Here is a 15,426-nt window from a genome sequence, read left to right on the forward strand (position 1 = left end):
ACTCAGCCCCCCGCCAACGCGACGAGACGGCGGGCCAGTTCGGGGGCGGTCGGCGCTTCGAGGGCCTCGACCACCCGGCCGTCGGCCATCACCAGCACGTGGTGTGCCCGGGCCGCGGCGGCCGGATCATGGGTGACCATCACCACCGTCTGGTGCAGGTCGTCGACGAGGTCGCGCAGCAGGTCGAGGACCTCGTGGGCGCTGCGCAGGTCCAGCGCGCCGGTCGGCTCGTCGGCGAACACGACGGCCGGTTTGGCCACCAACGCCCTTACGACGGCGGCCCGTTGCTGCTGACCACCGGAGAGTTCGGCCGGGCGGTGGGTGAGCCGGTCGGCAAGACCGACCCGCTCCACCAGAGCCCGCAGCCAGTCGTGGTCCGGGGTACGGCCCGCCAGTCGCAGCGGCAGCAGGATGTTGTCCGCGACGCTGAGGGAGGGGATCAGGTTGTACGACTGGAACACGAAACCGACGCGTTCCCGGCGCAGTTCGGTACGGCGGTTCTCGTTCAGGCCGCCGATCTCGTGGCCGTCGATGCGGACACTGCCCGACGTCGGGGAGTCCAGCCCCGCGGCGCAGTGCATCAGCGTGCTCTTGCCGGAACCCGAGGGGCCCATCACCGCGAGGAACGTGCCGCGTGCCACGGTCAGCGTCACCTCGTCGAGGGCGCGTACGCCTCCCGCGTACTCCTTGACGACCCGGTCCAGGGCGATGGCCGGCGTCGACGCGTCCTGCGCGGTGGCCGCCGGGCGGCGGGTCCGGGTGAAGGCGGCGTTCATCGACGGCCCCGCAGGTGGCGCACGGCGAGCGTGCCCGCGCCGAAGAGGGTGACCGCACCACAGGCCAGGTGCACCCAGGTGTCCGCTTCGGCGTAGGTGGCCGCCATGTTGGCGACCGCGCCGGCCACGACCAGGATCCAGAGCAGCGTACGGACGACCTCCCCGCCGGTGACGGCGGGCGACGACACTTCGGGCGTGCCGTCGGCGGGGCTGGTGAGGCGGTAGGGGTCGGTGGTCGCCATGGGGCTTCTCCCGTGGTGCTGAGCGGTGGGTCCGGGGGTTCCGGCTGACGTCACCGAAACTACGGATCGACACCCCTCCCGGCCGATCCCGCAGCCCGCCCGGTTCGAGGTACAGCAGGCTGTACCTCCACCCCTCGGCTGACGGCGAACTGGTAGGCGTCATAGGGTCGTTCGCGAAGCGGGTGCACGTTCGCGAAACGGCGGAAGGGGGGAGAACGGATGGCGGTCCAGCAGGACGCGACAGCCGGTGACGGGCGGGTGGGCCTCAGGGACACCGTCGTCGGGACCACGAGTGCGGCCGGCGCCGCGATCGCACAACTCGCCTCCGGGCTCGGTACGGCCTTCCTCGCGCTGCTCGTGCTGCTCTGGCTGGCGGTCACCGCCGTGACGAGCCTGGTCGGGGTGGGACTGCTCATGGCGCCCCGGGCCCTGAGCGCGCTGCACGCCCTGGCCGGCCGGGAACGCGACCGGCTCGGCCGCCGGGGCCTCGAGGTCATCGCCCCGGAACCTCCGCCGACACGGCTGCGGCTCGCCCTCGTCGACCCCACCACCCGACGGGAACTGCGCTGGCTGGCCCGGCACGCCACCCTGGGGTTCCTCCTGGGACTCCTCGGTGTCCTCCTGCCGATCACCGCCGCGCGCGACAGTCTCTTTCCGCTGTACTGGAAGCTCTTCCCCGAGGACACGACCGCCACGTCCGTGGGGCTCGGCCACGCGCACTCCTGGCCACAGGCGCTCGCCGTGGTCATGCTGGGCGTGGGCTGGATCGCCATCATCCTGGGGCTCGGCCCCGGCATGGCCCGTTCCCAGGCCCGGCCCGGACGCCTGCTCCTCGCGGCCGGGCCCGAAATGGATCTGTCGCTCCGCGTCGCCGAACTCACCGCCACCCGTGCCGCCGCCCTGGACGCCCACGCCACCGAACTGCGCCGCATCGAGCGCTCCCTGCACGACGGCACCCAGAACCGGATCGTCTCCGTCACCGTCCTGCTCGGCGCCGCCCGCCGCATGGTGGCCCGCGACCCGGCGGGCGCCGACGAGCTCCTCGAACGCGCCCAGTCCGCCGCCGAGCAGGCTCTCGCGGAGCTGCGCACGGTCTCCCGGAGCATCCTGCCCCCGGTGCTGGACGACCGCGGACTGGCCGGCGCGCTCTCGGGGCTCGCCGCGGAATGCGCGGTGCCCTGCCGGATCGACGTGGCGGTACCCGAACGGTGTGCCGCCTCCGTCGAGGCGACCGCCTACTTCATCGTGGCCGAGGCCCTGACCAACATCGCCAAACACAGCGGCGCCGCAAGCGCCACCGTCAGCGCGCGGAGCCGCGGCGGGCGCCTCCACCTCTGCGTCGAGGACGACGGCCGGGGCGGCGCGGACGAGGACGGCGGCTCCGGACTCACCGGCATCCGCCGCCGGATCGCGGCGCACGACGGCACCCTCTCCCTGGCCAGCCCGCCCGGCGGCCCGACAACCCTGAAGGTGGACCTTCCCTGTGGATCGTGACATGCGGATCGTGATCGCCGAGGACGACCCCTTGCTGCGCGAGGGCCTCGCTCTGCTGTTGCGCGCCGAGGGCCTCGACGTGGTGGCCACCGCGGGCACCCCCGACGAGGCGCTGGCGGCCATCGACGAACACAAGCCGGACGTCGCCATCCTCGACGTACGGATGCCGCCGACCCACACCGACGAGGGGATCGTCGCGGCGGTCGAGGCCCGGCGCCGGCGCCCCGACCTGGCGGTCCTCGTGCTGTCCGCGTACGTCGAGCAGTCCTTCGCCACCGCGCTGCTCACCAGCGGTGTGAGCGGTCTCGGCTACCTGCTCAAGGAACGCGTCGGCCGGGTGGAGGAGTTCCTGGACGCGTTGCGGCGCGTGACGGACGGGGGTACCGCCATCGACCCCGAGGTCGTCGGCCAGCTCTTCACCCGCTCCCGCCAGGACACCCGCCTCGACCGGCTCAGTCCCCGCGAGCGGGACGTACTCGCTCTGATGGCCGAGGGGCTCGGCAACACCGCCATCGCCGAACGGCTCGTCGTCACCGAGGGCGCCGTCCACAAACACATCCGCAGCATCTTCGCCAAACTCGACCTGTCGCCGACGGACCGGGTGGACCGGCGGGTCGCCGCGGTCCTGCGGTATCTGGAGGATCCACGGCGTCCGGCCTGAGTACAGCGGGCTCCACCGACCGACCTGACCGGCCGCTCCGGGTGATTTCTGCCGTCAGGACGCCGTGTCCGGGCTGCTCCCACGGCGCAGTGCACGGGCGCACCAGCCGATGATCAGGGCGTTGACCAGTGCTCCGACGGGGTCTCCCTGTCGCACGGATGGCCCGGGGGTGGTGTCACCGGGCCCGGAAAGCCGTCGGAGACGCTGGCGAGAGGTCCGGCCGCGGGCCCGGTACGACCGTTGCCGGGCCCGCGGAAAGACACACACGAGCCCTCCTCCGCCTTGCCCGGCAGCGGTCCAACGTGCCGTTCGCCATGCTCCGCGACGGCACCGTCCACGAGGAACCTTCCATGAGCCCAGAACCCCACGCCTCGCTTGACGAAGGGCATGTAGGCCCCGGCAGACTGCCTGCTCAACGCGCGGACCGATCATCGGTGTCGGTGGCTTCGGTCATCCTGGTGACATGCAATCGCCCGCCTCGGTCGCCCCCGACGCTCCCGCGTCCGTGGACCGTCCCCTCTTCACCCAACAGTGGCTCGATCTCACCTTCATCCACTGGGCCGTCGAACCCGACGCCGTCGCCGGGCTGTTGCCGAGCGGGACCGTCCCCGACACCCATCACGGGGCTGCCCACGTGGGGCTCGTCGCCTTTCGGATGCACAAGGTCGGGCTGCTGCGCCTGCCCGGGATGCCGTACTTCGGATCCTTCCCGGAGACCAACGTGCGGCTCTACTCGGTCGACGCGCAGGGGCGTCGCGGGGTCGTCTTCCGGTCGATGGACGCGGCACGGCTGCTCCCGGTGCTGATCGGGCGTCTCGGGTTTCGGCTGCCGTATCTGTGGTCGCGGATGGACGTACGGTCCGACGGCGACACCGTCGCATACTCGAGCTCCCGTCGCTGGCCCGCCCTCGAGGGGCGTACAGCCGGATCACCGTACGCACCGGTGAACGCGTCGAGGAGCCCACCGAGCTGGAGCACTTTCTCACCGCCCGGTGGGGTATGCACAACGCGTTCTTCGGTGGCTCGGACTATCTTCCCAACGACCACCCGCGCTGGCCCCTGTACCGCGCCGAGCTGATCACGTGCGAGGAGAACCTGCTGGTCGCGGCCGGGATCCCTGCGCCCGGTGACGCCCCGGTCAGCGTCCTGTACTCGCCCGGTGTCCCTGTCCGCCTCGGGTTCCCGATCCGGTCCGGTGCCGAAGCGCGGCGCCGAACGTCGTCGCCGACTCCGTGAAGAGGCCCCGGGTCTTCACGTCGTAGGTGCCCAGCTCGTCGGCCTGGACGACTCCGGGCACGGAGCCTCCGGAGTGCAGGAGCTTCCTGAGCGGGAGTCGACCCAGGTGCGGAAGACCGGCCCGGGACGCAGCCGAGGCCCGGGGCGGAGACAGCGGACCTGGGAGCCGGAGTTACGGACGGAGGCCGGTCACGGTGGCCAGCCTTGTTCTGATGGCGTCGGCCTCGGGCATACCGAGTTCGGTGTAGAGGGCGAGCGCACGCTCGTAGCGGAAGACCGCGAGGGCGGTGTCGCCGAGAGCGTGGTGGGCGTCGCCGAGTCCGCCGTGGGCGTGGGCCTGGTGGCCCGGGTTTCCGATGTCCTCGGCGATGGCGAAGGCGTGGGTGTGGTGGACGAGGGCGTCGGTGGGCCGGCCGGCGGCACGGGCGGCCTCGCCGAGCCCGTTGAGCGCCCTGGCCTCGCCGTCCCGGTCGCCGTTCTGGCAGTAGAGGGTGAGCGCCTGCCGGTGGCATGCGGCGGCCTGCGCATGCCGGTCGCACCGGGAGTGGACGATACCGAGGCTGTACAGTGCCCCGGCTTCGCCGTACCGGTCGCCGATTTCCCGGAACAGGACGAGGGCTTGCTCCTGACGGCGGGCGGCCGACCCGAGAAGGTCCAGTCGCGCCTCGATCGTGCCGAGGTCGTTGAGCGCGTGGGCCTCCAGATATCGGTTGCCGGTCTGGCGGAGCAGGGTCAGGGCCTGCTGGAGATGGCCGGCGGCCTGTCCGTGGCGGCCGAGCTGCTCCTCGACGGAGGCGAGATCCTTGAGGGCGACCGCTTCGCCCCACCGGTCGTCGACGCTCTGGTACAGCACCAGAGCCTGTTCCAGGTTTTCGACGGCGGACAGGAAGCGGCCCAGCCGTTCGTCGACAAGACCGAGGTTGACCAGGGCACGGGCCTGGCCGGTCGGGTCGCCGGCCCGCCGGAACAAGGTCAGCGCCTCCTGAAGATGCCGGATCGCCGGTTCGTGCCGGGCCAGTTGCCAGTAGGCCGTGCCGAGGCCGAGCAGCGCCCGGGCCTCGCTCGCCGGGTCGCCGATCCCGCGAGCGGCGTCCCTGGCGTGGCCGTGCACCGTGAGGCCGTCGGTGTGATGGCCGCTGATGAGGTAGCGGTACAGGATGAGGGAGAGCCGGATGGTGTGGAGGGGCCGGCCGTGGGTGGCGGTGTGGGCGGACACCGCCGTCAGACACGTCCGCTCGGTGTTCAGCCAGGCACGCGCGGCGTCAGGATCGGACAGGCCGGGAACGGGGGTGGCGGACTCGGGAACGGCGGGCCGTAGGTGGGCCTCGGCCGGATAGAGGCAGTTCATGGCGGCGGCTGCGGTGGCGAGGTAGTGGTCGAAGAGCCGGTCGAGCGCCGCCTCGCGGGTCTCCGGCGCGTCCTCGGCCGTGGCGAGGCGGGTCGCGTAGGCGCGCAGCAGGTCGTGCATGCCGTACCGGGCTGCGTCCACGGGCTCGACCAGATGGGCGCGGGCGAGGACGTCGAGGGCACGGCGGGTGTCCGCCGGACCGCTGCCGGTCAGCGCGGCGGCGGCGTGGACATCGAGGTCGGGGCCGGGATGCAGGCCGAGCAGCCGGAAGGTACGCGCCGCCTCCGCCGGCAGATGCCGCAGCGACCAGGAGAACACCGCGGCCACGGCGGCCCGGGGGTCGCCGTCCGCGTCGAGCAGATCCAGTCGCCGCTGCTGGTCGGCGAGTTCGGTGACGAGGTCGGTCAGCGGCGTGCTGGGGCGGGCGGCGGCGAGTTCCGCGGCGACCCGCAGCGCCAGGGGCAGTCGGGCGCATTGCGCGGCGAGGGCGTCGACGGCCTCGGGGTCGGCTTCGGCCCGGGTGCCGACGAGCCGAAGCAGCAGGGTGCGGGCGGCGTCGGCGGGCAGCAGGTCGAGGTCGAGGCGGTGGGCGCCCTCCCGCGCGACCAGCCCGGCCAGGCTGTCGCGGCTGGTCACCAGCACCGCACAGGAGCCGGTGCCGGGCAGCAGTGGACGGACCTGCTCGACGGTGGCGGCGTTGTCGAGCACGATCAGGATGCGCCGGCCCGCGACCTCGGTGCGGTAGCGCGCCGCCCGGTCGTCCGCCTCCAGCGGGATGTCCTGCCCGGACACCCCGAGCGCGGTCAGGAACCGGACCAGGGCGTCGGGGGCGGTCATGGGCCGATCGGGGTCGTAACCACGCAGGTTCACATACAACTGGCCGTCCGGGAAACGGTCCTGGACTCGGTGCGCCCAGTGCACCGCCAAGGCCGTCTTGCCCACGCCCGCCGTCCCGGACACCGCCGAGACCACCACCGCGGTGGGCTGCCCGGCAGCCGAGCCCAGGACCTTCTCCAGCCAGGCCAGTTCCTTCTCCCGGCCGGTGAATTCCGCCGCTTCCATGGGGAGTTGCGCGGGAACGGCTCTGGCGCGCTCGGTGCCGGTGCCGGCCGGCGCGCGATGGACGGCCGCCGTGGCGGCCTTCCCGCTCAGGATCGCCCGGTGTTCCCGCCGGGCCTCGGCTCCCGGGCTGGCGCCGAGTTCGTCGGCAAGTCGCTTCCCCAGGGCGGCGTAGCAGGCGAGTGCCTCCGGGGCGCGCCCGGCGGCGTGCAGCGCCCGCATCAGGGTCACGGCGAGCGGCTCGATCAGCGGGTGCTCGGCGACGAGGACGGACAGGGTGTCGACCACCACGACGTGGCCACCGAAGCGGAGTTCGGCGTCCGCCCAGGCCAGGACGGCGTCGATACGCTGGTGCAGCCAGCTCTCCCGGGTCTGCGCCGCCCAGTCACCGGGCAGGCCGGCCAGCGGCGTTCCCTGCCACAGGCCCATCGCTTCGCGCAGCATCGCCACCCGCACCGCGTCGGAGCGGTCGGCCTGACGGGCCCGCGTGACCAGGCTCCGGAAGCGGTGCGCGTCGACCAGGTCCGGCGGGATGTCGAGCCGGTAGCCTCCCGGGCCGCGCAGTAACGACGGCACGGTGGGCGGGTCGTCGGCGCCGCCGGAGAGATGCGGGGCCGTGTCCACGAGGACACGGCGGATACGGGCGATGTGGGCGTAGAGCGTGGCGCGCACCTTTGCGGGCGGGTCCTCGCCCCAGACCCGGTCGATCAGTGTCTCGGCCGCCACCCAGCGGCCCGCGTCCACCAGCAGCGCCGCCAGGACCGTACGCCGTTTGGCGGGGCCGAGATCCACCGGGCGGCCCGACACCCATAACTCCACGGGCCCCAGCAGCCGAAATCCCGTCACGCCCTCTCCCCCGCCCCGCCCTGCGCGCGTCACGCGTCCCCACCGGGCGTCACCCAACCACCGGGCCACCTGCGAGGCAAGGTTCAGGCAAGGTTCTCGGCCACCTCCCCTCTCCATCGTGTTCATGGCAACCCGCCGGACCACGGACGAGTTCCGTCCCGTGGGCGGCGCCCCGAGTTATGGAGAACACTGAGAATGAAGCGAATCCTGGCCAAGGCCGGCATCGCCCTGGGAAGCGTGGCCCTGGCCACCACGGGCGCACTCGTCACCGCCGGCCCCGCGAACGCGGCGTGGTCCTGTCCCTCCGGAGGGCTGTGCGCCTACCTCGGCGTCAATGGCGCGGGTACCCCCGGCGTGGTCTACGGCGACAACTCGAACCTCCTGCAGTACAACAAGTTCGACAACGCCGAGTCGCTGTTCAACAACGGCAACAACTGCAACGTCCGCCTCTACTCGGGCACGGGCTACACGGGCTCCAGCTACGTGCTCGACCGGGGCTACCTGAACGGCTCCCTGGCGAACACCGTGTGGTGGCACAACGTGGCCGCGAACGACTGGTGCGTGTGAGTCCATCCACGGCACGGCGGACGCTCCTCACGGTGCTTCTGGCGCTGACCGCGACGGGCTGCTCCTACGGGGGTGGGCAGCCCGGCCGCGGGCCCGTGGCACTCGACGTCCGCCCCCTGTCGGGCGCCACCGCGTTCGGCTACGCCGATGCCGTACGCCTGCACGACCGTGAGGAACGTGCCGTCGCCGCCTGCATGAGCTCCCGCGGCCAGAAGTACACGGCCCAGCCCCGGACCGCGTCCGCGCGCAGCGAGGAGACCAACCCCTACGGGCTGCTCACCCGGGAGAAGGCGACCCAGGACGGATACGGGATCGTCGGTGAGTACCTGTACCGGCGATCCACCCCCGTTCCGGCCGAAGAACCGCACAAGGCGGCCTGGCAGCAGGCCCTCACCGGCACACCCGCACACCGGGTGAGCCTGCGGCTGCCCGACGGCGTCAGTCTGCGGTACTCCGCCGACGGCTGTGTCGCCCGGGCGCGGGCCGAGCTGTACGGGGCGGACTGGAACAGGGTGGAGCCTGTCACCGCGGGGCTGGCGAACCGCGTGATCGGCGCTGTCGAGGCGAACTCCGGCTACCGTGCCGCTGTCCGGCGCTGGTCCTTGTGCATGACCGAGGCCGGGGATCCGGCGAAGGATCTCCAGGCCCCTCGGAAAGCCGTCGACTCCCGTCTGCGGAAGGCCGTGTCGGATCAGGGGGCCCTGCGTGCGCTCGGCCTCGACGAGATCCGGACGGCGCGCGCCGACGCGGACTGCCAGGTCGAGACAGGGCTGTCGGAGGCCGTCCGGGACGTGCAACGGGCCGTGGAGAAGCGCCTGTTGACGGCAAGTGACAGAAAGACCGTGGCAAGTTACTTGGCGGACAAACGCAGGGCACTGGCCACCGGATCCGCATGAGCGACCGGCTGCCCTGTCTTCGTCCTCCGCGGACGGCACGCGAAGTCCGGTCAGAGGGTGAACCCGCCGCTCTCTTGCCGGACTTCGGCGGCGCCCGCCCCGCCGAGGTGTGCAGGGACGGCCAACTCCCTTTCAACGGCGGCTCGTTGGAGGATCCGACGGTGGCCGGCCACTGACAGCGGGTCGCCCGGCCCAGGGCCACACGCCTCCGGCCCAGCGGGCGTCAGGCCCTGGCCAGGGGGTTCGGCAGTGGTACGTAGCGCGCGTCGGCGCCGTCCGCGTCGGTCCAGCGGAGCAGCAGATTGGTCTTGCCCGGGAGGGTGGGCGAGGAGAGCAGCGCGGCGATCTCGGGGAGGTCGTGGTCCGTGCCGTAGCGGTGGAGTTCCTCGCGTACGGCGGGCCAGGGGTCCGCGCCCGGGAACCGTTCGGCGAGCAGGGCGGCCAGCTCGATGAGGTGGTTGACGACCAGGCAGTACACGAGCCGTTCCCAGCCGGCCGCGCGGGTCACCCCCGGCAGCAGCTTCACTCCTTCCGCGTCCCGGAAGAGAGCCTGGACCGGCAGACCGTCTCCGTCCACGGCCACCAGCGTGTTCTGCAGATGGGCCTCGACGACGACTCCGTGGCGGGCGAACGCGTCCAGCACCGGGGGCACCACCTGGCGGAGGTACGCGGCCCACCAGGCGGCGGGGTCGGTGAGCCTGTCGAGCGGGCTGCCCTCGAAGCCCTCCACCAGGGCGGCGGCGAGCAGCGGGGTCGCGCCGGGGACGAGGTGGTCGCGCAGTCCGTCGCGCACCAGGACGGCCAGTTCCTCGAAGGCGAAGTCGGCGGTGCGGTAGCCCCGGTCGCTCAGCCAGGCGGCGGGCCCCGGCCGGGCGGCGAAGGCGGCGGCGGTCGCCGCGTCGGTGGCGCGCATCTTCAGCAGGTCGTGCTTCCACAGCCGACGGATGTCGTTGGTGATGCGGACATCGAGGCTGAACTTGACGAACAGGTCGTCCTCGGGGGCGTAGAGCGTGCGGACGGCCGCCGTCGGCCGGTACGGGCGGGCGGTGGGTCCGAGGCGCAGGAGCCTGCCGTCCGCGAAGGCGGCCCGGATCGCCGGGCGGGCGCCGGTCAGGCCGAGCTGCCAGGGGTGGGCGGGCAGCAGCCGGTAGCCCGGCGGGGCCTGGCCCAGCGCGTCGAGCGCCGTCGTGTCGCCCTCCTCGACGACCGCGTCCTCGCGCACGGCGAGCAGTTCCAGCGGGAAGCGGGTGTACGCCTCGGGGGCGTACGGCAGCCAGTCGGTGACCGGGCCGCCGCCGCGGGTCTTGGGCGCCGGGTGGTACGGGTGCCCCATGATCAGGGACTGTTCGGATCGCAGGTACGGGTCCGCGGGCGGCGTCGTGCGGGCGCGGGCCCGCAGGAGGGCCGCGACCACGTTCCGGCTGTCGGTCATCTCCGCGGGCAGCCCGGTGTTGGCCACGCCGGTGAACCGGAGCAGTTCCTCGGCGGTGAGTGCGATCAGTTCCGGGTGCGTGAGCCGGTGCCAGGTCCCGTCGGTGTGCACCTCGGGCCGGAAGGGGCGCCGCGTCCCCCGCACGCGCAGCGGCCGGCCGCTCGCGCGGAGCCGGTGGACGCCCGGTTCCCCGGTGGGCTCGGCCAGTTCGCGAAGGAGACAATTGAGCAACGGCGCGGCGGCGTACGCGTCGGCGGCCTCGTCCATGTCGCCCCGGGTGAGCTGGGTGAACACGGTCGGCTTGAAGTCCACGCGATCCATCCGGTTCATTCGATTCATTACGGTGCACTGGTGATCAGTATGTCTGCCCCGCGGACGATCACGACGCAGTCCCGTACCCAAGGAGCCCGCCCGTGCACCGTTCCTCCACGCCCGACACCGAGGCCGCGTTCGCCGAGGAGCTGAGCGTCGTGCGCCCGGATCTGTCGGCGCCGTACGCGGAGGCTCTGCCCGGCGCCAGGGCCGCCGTGCTGACCCGGCTGTGGCGGGCGCTGGCGTACGAGCCGCTGCCGTGGATCGCGGACCGCGCCACGGACCGCGACGGCCTCGCAATGCGCCTCACGGACGGCCGGCGGCTGTACGGGCCGCGCCCCGACCCGTACGCCACGTCCGCGTACGTCACCGAAGTGCGGCTCGGCGAGCGGGCGTACGACCGTCCCGAGCTGCTCGTCGAAGCCCTCGGCGTACCGCACGGCGATGCCTTCGCGGCCGAACTCGGCGGCAGCGTCGCCTCCTTGGCGCTGTCGCGGGCGGACCGGGTGTCCGGCGACGGCCCCGGTGCGTCCGAGGAGAGCTGGGTGTGGGAGCAGCGGATCGTCGACGGGCATCCGTATCACCCCAACTGCCGCTCGCGGCCGGGGTTCTCGGTGACCGAGCAACTCGCCTACGGGCCGGAGCACCGGACGTCGGTGGAGCTGGGTCTGGTGGCGGTGGACGACGCTCTCGTGACCGGTGAATGGCCGAAGTGGCTGCGGGACGGGGAGCGCGTGCTGATCCCGGTGCATCCCTGGCAGAGCGCCCATGTGCTGGACGCTCCGCTCCAGGAGGGCTTCGCCGCCCGCCCGTTGATGTCGCTGCGTACCCTCGCGGTGCCGGACGGGCCGCACGTGAAGACGGCGCTGAGCGCGCGGCTGACCTCGTCGGTGCGGGACATCTCGGTGTACTCGGTGGAGACGGCGGACACCGTATCGGCGTTCATGGAGGAGATGACGGCCCGCCTGGACGCGCCACTGCACATCACCCGCACCCTCGGCGCGGCCACCGCCGGATTCCCCGATCTCGCCGCGGTGGTGCGGGAGTCGCCGGACGGATACGCGGGTGCGGACGAGCGCTGTGTCCCGGTGGCCGCCCTTCCGCTGACCACGCTCCCCGAAAAGGCGTCCTGGCTGGCCGAGTTCACCCGCCTCGTCCTGACCGTGGGACTGGGGCTGCTGGAGCTCGGGGTGGCCCTGGAGGCGCACGGCCAGAACCTGCTGGTGGTCCTCGACCGCGCGGGTTCCCCGGTCCGGCTCGTCTACCGCGACCTGGCCGACATCCGGGTGAGCCCGGCGCGCCTCGCCCGCCACGGCATCCCGGTCCCGCGGCTGTCCGGACGCATCGTGACCGACGACGAGACCGCCCTGCGGCGCAAGCTCTTCGGTTCCCTCGTCGGCGGCGCGCTCGGCGCGACGGCGGGCTCGACGGCCGCGCTCCGTGAGGCCCTTGAGACGGTCGCGCCGGATCTTCCGCGCACGGCGGACCTCCCCGCGCTCCTCGGCGAGCCGCTTCCCACCAAAGCGCTGACCTTGATGCGGCTTTCCCCCGAGACCCCCGGTGACCTGTGGACACGGCTCCCGCAGCCGCTCATTGGACCCGGCTCGTCGTAGCGCGGGACACCTCTCGTTTTTACGCGCGGCACCTTTGATCAATAGGATCCGCCGATGATCACAAGACAACGGCTGGCGGCGGGCGTCTGCGCCCTGCTCGCCGCCCTGGCCGCCGGGATCGCCTTCCCGGCCGGAGCGGTCGCCGACGAAACCACGGCCACCGCTCCCAAGGTCGAACTCCTGCTGGACGTCAGCGGTTCGATGCGTGCCCGGGACATCGACGGCGAGTCGCGGATGTCCGCGGCGAAGCAGGCGTTCAACGAAGTGCTCGACGCGACACCGCAGGAGGTGCAGCTCGGCATCCGCACCCTCGGCGCCAACTATCCGGGGAACGACCGCAAGACGGGCTGCAAGGACACGGCCCAGCTCTACCCGGTGGGGACCCTGGACCGCACCGAGGCCAAGACCGCCGTCGCGACCCTCAACCCGACCGGCTGGACCCCGATAGGCCCCGCCCTGCTCAAGGCGGCCGACGACCTCGACGGCGGTGAGGGCACCCGCCGCATCGTGCTGATCAGCGACGGCGAGGACACCTGCCAGCCGCTCGACCCCTGCCAGGTGGCCCGCGAGATCGCGGCCAAGGGCATCAACCTCACCATCGACACCCTGGGTCTGGTCCCCGACGTCAAGGTGAGCAAGCAGCTGAGCTGCATCGCCGAGGCCACCGGTGGCACGTACACCTCGGTGGAGCACAAGGAGCAACTCAGCGACCGCGTGAACCAGTTGGTGGTCCGTGCCGCCGATCCGGTGGTGAAGCCGGTGGCCGTGGAGGGCGCCGACTCGTGCACCGGCGCGCCCGCCGTCAAGTCGGGCCTCTACACCGACCGCGAGGAGTTCGCGCAGCACCGCTGGTACCGCGTGGAGGTGGCGCCGGGCAAGGAGCTGCGCGCCTCGGTGAGCATCGCGGCCGACCGTCAGGTCAACCCGGACTACGGGGTGTTGCTGCGGGCCGTCACCGTGCACGGCCGGGAGATCGTGCGCGGCGAGGCGGCCGGGAACGGCCGCACCGATGTCATCTCGACCGGTCTTCGCTACCCGAAGGCCGCGAGCGACGACGAGAACGCGCCCGCCGAGGTCGTGTGTCTGCAGGTGTCCAACTCCTTCTCGGCCGCGCCCGGTGTGAAGACCACGCCCGGACTGCCGCTGGAGCTGACCGTCGACGTCGTCGGCGGCCCCGACCAGGCGGGCGACGTGGCCTCCTTCGGCCTCGGCCGCGGCTGGTGGCTGCTCGGCGCCCTGGTGCTGACCGGCTTCCTCGCGGGTGTGCTGTGGGGCTGGATCTCTCGCTGGCGGTTCTCGGTCTGGAGGACCAACTGATGCGTATCCGACGTGTGCTGAGCACCGCCGTCCTTCTCGCGGGGGTCGCCGCGGCGCCCGCGCTGCTCGGCGCGGCCGCTTCCCCGGCCTTCGCCGACTCCTCGCCGTCCCCGAGCCCGTCCGGTGACGCGTCCGCGCCCACCGAGGCCGGTACGTCGTTCCGTACGGCGACCGAGATCGAGCAGGGTGCGCAGGCCACCGCCGGCGCCTCCACGGGTGACTACCTGTACTGGCAGTTCCCCGCGGACGCCGGGCAGCGGCCCACCGTGAAGGCGACGGTGAAGCTCCCCGAGGCCTCCAAGCGCGCCTCCGCCGAGACCTGGCAGATCGACGTGTACGACGGTCTGCGGCGCCGCCAGGCCTGCCAGTACGGGTCGCAGACCCGGACCGCGGCGGCGGAAGCGTCCACCGTGGAGCTGTCCTGCACCCTGCGCACCGTCCGCGCCTGGTCGGAGACATGGGCCAACGACCCGCTGCCGGGCACCTATTACATCCGGCTCACCGCCACCGGTCTCGGGGCGGCCGATCTGGGTCTGCCGATGAGCACGGAACTCCGGGTGGACTCCAAGGACATCGGCGGCTCGGCGGCGGTCGACGGCTCGCTCGCCAAGCCGTTGGTCCCGGGCATCGCCACGACGTCCAAGACGTCCGACGACGGTTCCGGGTCCAAGACCGCGGTGCTGTCCTCGCTCCGGCCCGACGGCTCGGACTGGTGGTCCGACCGCTGGGTGTGGACCGCGGCCGGCGGCGTCCTCGCGGCCCTCGCGGGCATCGGCGGCTACGCGCTGACGCGCGGCCGCGGACGCCCTTCCCGGATCCCGCCGGGCGCCTGACCCGTACGGCTCACCGAGGCCCGTCCCGCTCCCTGCCCGGGAGCGGTGCGGGCCTCCGTCCGTAAGACCTCAGGGCGTGCGGCGGCAAGGCGCTCGCCCCGGTGGCGTCACGCCTCGCGGAGCGCCTTGGCGAGGGGTCCCTCGCCCGTCACCTGGACGCTCCGCTCGCGCAGCGCGTCGAGCAGGGTCGAGGTTCCCCGGTTCACGGCCTCGCCCGTCCGCGTGTCCAGCGTCAGCCGGGCGTCCGGCTCCCGCGGAGCGGGCCCGTCCCCGTAGAGCGGCGCCTCCCCGGCGCCCAGCCGCACATGGAACCGGCCCTCGTCCAGGTGGACTTCGACCAGCCCTTCCCCCGCCCCGGCGGCGTCCAGCCCCCGCAGCAGCGGCAGCGCGAACCAGTGCGCCCGTACGGCGTCGGTGGGCCGCCGATCGCCCAGCGCGGGCGCGCCCCACTCCCCGAGTGCCTGGAGGACGGGCAGCAACTCCTGCCCGCGCGCGGTGAGTTCGTAGACGTAGGCGGCGCCCGGAGGCGGCAGGCGCCGGCGGGTGGCCAGGCCGTCGCGCTCCATGTCCTTGAGCCGGGAGGCGAGGACGTCGGTGCTGACGCCCGGCAGGTCGGCGTGCAGATCGGTGTAGCGGCGCGGTCCGCCGAGCAGTTCGCGGACGATCAGGAGGGTCCACCGGTCCCCGACGGCGTCGAGGGCACGGGCGGCGGAACAGTACTGGTCGTAGCTTCGGCGCGGTGACATGCGACGCAGTCTAGCTATCTTGTTGGACTTTCCAAGCTCCCACTTGGT

General features: G+C 72.8%; 12 protein-coding genes and 2 pseudogenes. 9 read left to right on the forward strand and 5 right to left on the reverse strand.

Annotation, left to right across the window (positions count from 1 at the left end; all coding sequences use genetic code 11):
- Positions 1-2: 2 nt before the first annotated feature.
- Both ACIQRL_RS13985 and ACIQRL_RS13990 read right to left on the reverse strand, forming a co-directional pair.
- Positions 3-776 (reverse strand): ABC transporter ATP-binding protein, encoded by a 774-nt coding sequence (locus ACIQRL_RS13985; protein WP_401331219.1) that lies wholly within the window; start codon positions 774-776, stop codon positions 3-5.
- Positions 773-1,018, reverse strand: a complete 246-nt coding sequence (locus ACIQRL_RS13990; protein WP_401331221.1) for a hypothetical protein — start codon at positions 1,016-1,018, stop codon at positions 773-775. Before ACIQRL_RS13990 ends, ACIQRL_RS13985 begins: the two co-directional genes overlap by 4 nt.
- Positions 1,019-1,237: 219 nt before the next feature.
- Between ACIQRL_RS13990 and ACIQRL_RS13995 the strand changes: the two genes are divergently transcribed.
- The 4 genes and pseudogenes from ACIQRL_RS13995 to ACIQRL_RS14010 all read left to right on the forward strand — a co-directional run bounded on the left by ACIQRL_RS13995 (position 1,238) and on the right by ACIQRL_RS14010 (position 4,409).
- Entirely contained in the window at positions 1,238-2,512 is a 1,275-nt protein-coding gene (locus ACIQRL_RS13995; RefSeq protein ID WP_401331223.1) for a sensor histidine kinase, read from the forward strand.
- Position 2,513: 1 nt separating this feature from the next.
- Positions 2,514-3,173: a response regulator gene (locus ACIQRL_RS14000; protein WP_401331742.1), complete on the forward strand. Its 660-nt coding sequence runs from the start codon at positions 2,514-2,516 to the stop codon at positions 3,171-3,173.
- A gap of 223 nt (positions 3,174-3,396) precedes the next feature.
- A pseudogene (locus ACIQRL_RS14005) lies at positions 3,397-3,552 on the forward strand (IS110 family transposase); the annotation flags it as partial.
- 84 nt (positions 3,553-3,636) lie between these two features.
- A pseudogene (locus tag ACIQRL_RS14010) lies at positions 3,637-4,409 on the forward strand (YqjF family protein).
- Between the two features lie 172 nt (positions 4,410-4,581).
- Here the strand turns inward: ACIQRL_RS14010 and ACIQRL_RS14015 are convergent.
- Positions 4,582-7,623 carry a tetratricopeptide repeat protein gene (locus tag ACIQRL_RS14015; protein WP_401331225.1) on the reverse strand — a complete coding sequence of 1,014 codons (3,042 nt, stop codon included), beginning with the start codon at positions 7,621-7,623 and terminating at the stop codon, positions 4,582-4,584.
- A gap of 234 nt (positions 7,624-7,857) precedes the next feature.
- Between ACIQRL_RS14015 and ACIQRL_RS14020 the strand changes: the two genes are divergently transcribed.
- Both ACIQRL_RS14020 and ACIQRL_RS14025 read left to right on the forward strand, forming a co-directional pair.
- Positions 7,858-8,229 (forward strand): peptidase inhibitor family I36 protein, encoded by a 372-nt coding sequence (locus tag ACIQRL_RS14020; protein WP_401331227.1) that lies wholly within the window; start codon positions 7,858-7,860, stop codon positions 8,227-8,229.
- Positions 8,230-8,261: 32 nt separating this feature from the next.
- On the forward strand, positions 8,262-9,125 hold the full coding sequence (locus ACIQRL_RS14025) for a hypothetical protein (protein ID WP_401331229.1): 864 nt from the start codon (positions 8,262-8,264) through the stop codon (positions 9,123-9,125).
- 223 nt (positions 9,126-9,348) lie between these two features.
- On the opposite strand, the gene ACIQRL_RS14030 is transcribed toward ACIQRL_RS14025, so the two are convergent.
- On the reverse strand, positions 9,349-10,878 hold the full coding sequence (locus ACIQRL_RS14030; RefSeq protein WP_401331231.1) for an IucA/IucC family protein: 1,530 nt from the start codon (positions 10,876-10,878) through the stop codon (positions 9,349-9,351).
- 92 nt (positions 10,879-10,970) lie between these two features.
- Here ACIQRL_RS14030 and ACIQRL_RS14035 point away from each other — a divergent pair, with 92 nt between their 5' ends.
- From ACIQRL_RS14035 to ACIQRL_RS14045, 3 genes are read left to right on the forward strand one after another with little or no spacing between them, the layout of a single operon-like run.
- Positions 10,971-12,482, forward strand: a complete 1,512-nt coding sequence (locus ACIQRL_RS14035; RefSeq protein WP_401331233.1) for an IucA/IucC family protein — start codon at positions 10,971-10,973, stop codon at positions 12,480-12,482.
- A gap of 54 nt (positions 12,483-12,536) precedes the next feature.
- Positions 12,537-13,799 carry a VWA domain-containing protein gene (locus ACIQRL_RS14040; protein ID WP_401331235.1) on the forward strand — a complete coding sequence of 421 codons (1,263 nt, stop codon included), beginning with the start codon at positions 12,537-12,539 and terminating at the stop codon, positions 13,797-13,799.
- Positions 13,799-14,632, forward strand: coding sequence for a hypothetical protein (locus ACIQRL_RS14045; RefSeq protein ID WP_401331237.1), 834 nt, complete (start codon positions 13,799-13,801; stop codon positions 14,630-14,632). The genes ACIQRL_RS14040 and ACIQRL_RS14045 overlap by 1 nt, the downstream gene beginning before the upstream one ends.
- A gap of 107 nt (positions 14,633-14,739) precedes the next feature.
- Here the strand turns inward: ACIQRL_RS14045 and ACIQRL_RS14050 are convergent, their stop codons facing one another.
- The gene (locus ACIQRL_RS14050; protein WP_401331239.1) at positions 14,740-15,378 is read right to left on the reverse strand and encodes a winged helix-turn-helix transcriptional regulator; all 639 of its coding nucleotides are present in this window, start codon (positions 15,376-15,378) and stop codon (positions 14,740-14,742) included.
- Positions 15,379-15,426 lie beyond the last annotated feature (48 nt).

Source organism: Streptomyces sp. NPDC091209, assembly GCF_044757755.1.
Lineage (GTDB): Bacteria > Actinomycetota > Actinomycetes > Streptomycetales > Streptomycetaceae > Streptomyces.

Excerpts from the sequence above, each read along its gene's own strand:
- ACIQRL_RS13985 (WP_401331219.1), bottom strand. The coding sequence starts at position 776 with ATGAACGCCGCCTTCACCCGGACCCGCCGCCCGGCGGCCACCGCGCAG.
- ACIQRL_RS13990 (WP_401331221.1), bottom strand. The coding sequence starts at position 1,018 with ATGGCGACCACCGACCCCTACCGCCTCACCAGCCCCGCCGACGGCACG.
- ACIQRL_RS14020 (WP_401331227.1), top strand. The coding sequence starts at position 7,858 with ATGAAGCGAATCCTGGCCAAGGCCGGCATCGCCCTGGGAAGCGTGGCC.
- ACIQRL_RS14045 (WP_401331237.1), top strand. The coding sequence starts at position 13,799 with ATGCGTATCCGACGTGTGCTGAGCACCGCCGTCCTTCTCGCGGGGGTC.
- ACIQRL_RS14040 (WP_401331235.1), top strand. The coding sequence starts at position 12,537 with ATGATCACAAGACAACGGCTGGCGGCGGGCGTCTGCGCCCTGCTCGCC.
- ACIQRL_RS14050 (WP_401331239.1), bottom strand. The coding sequence starts at position 15,378 with ATGTCACCGCGCCGAAGCTACGACCAGTACTGTTCCGCCGCCCGTGCC.
- ACIQRL_RS14030 (WP_401331231.1), bottom strand. The coding sequence starts at position 10,878 with ATGGATCGCGTGGACTTCAAGCCGACCGTGTTCACCCAGCTCACCCGG.
- ACIQRL_RS13995 (WP_401331223.1), top strand. The coding sequence starts at position 1,238 with ATGGCGGTCCAGCAGGACGCGACAGCCGGTGACGGGCGGGTGGGCCTC.
- ACIQRL_RS14000 (WP_401331742.1), top strand. The coding sequence starts at position 2,514 with ATGCGGATCGTGATCGCCGAGGACGACCCCTTGCTGCGCGAGGGCCTC.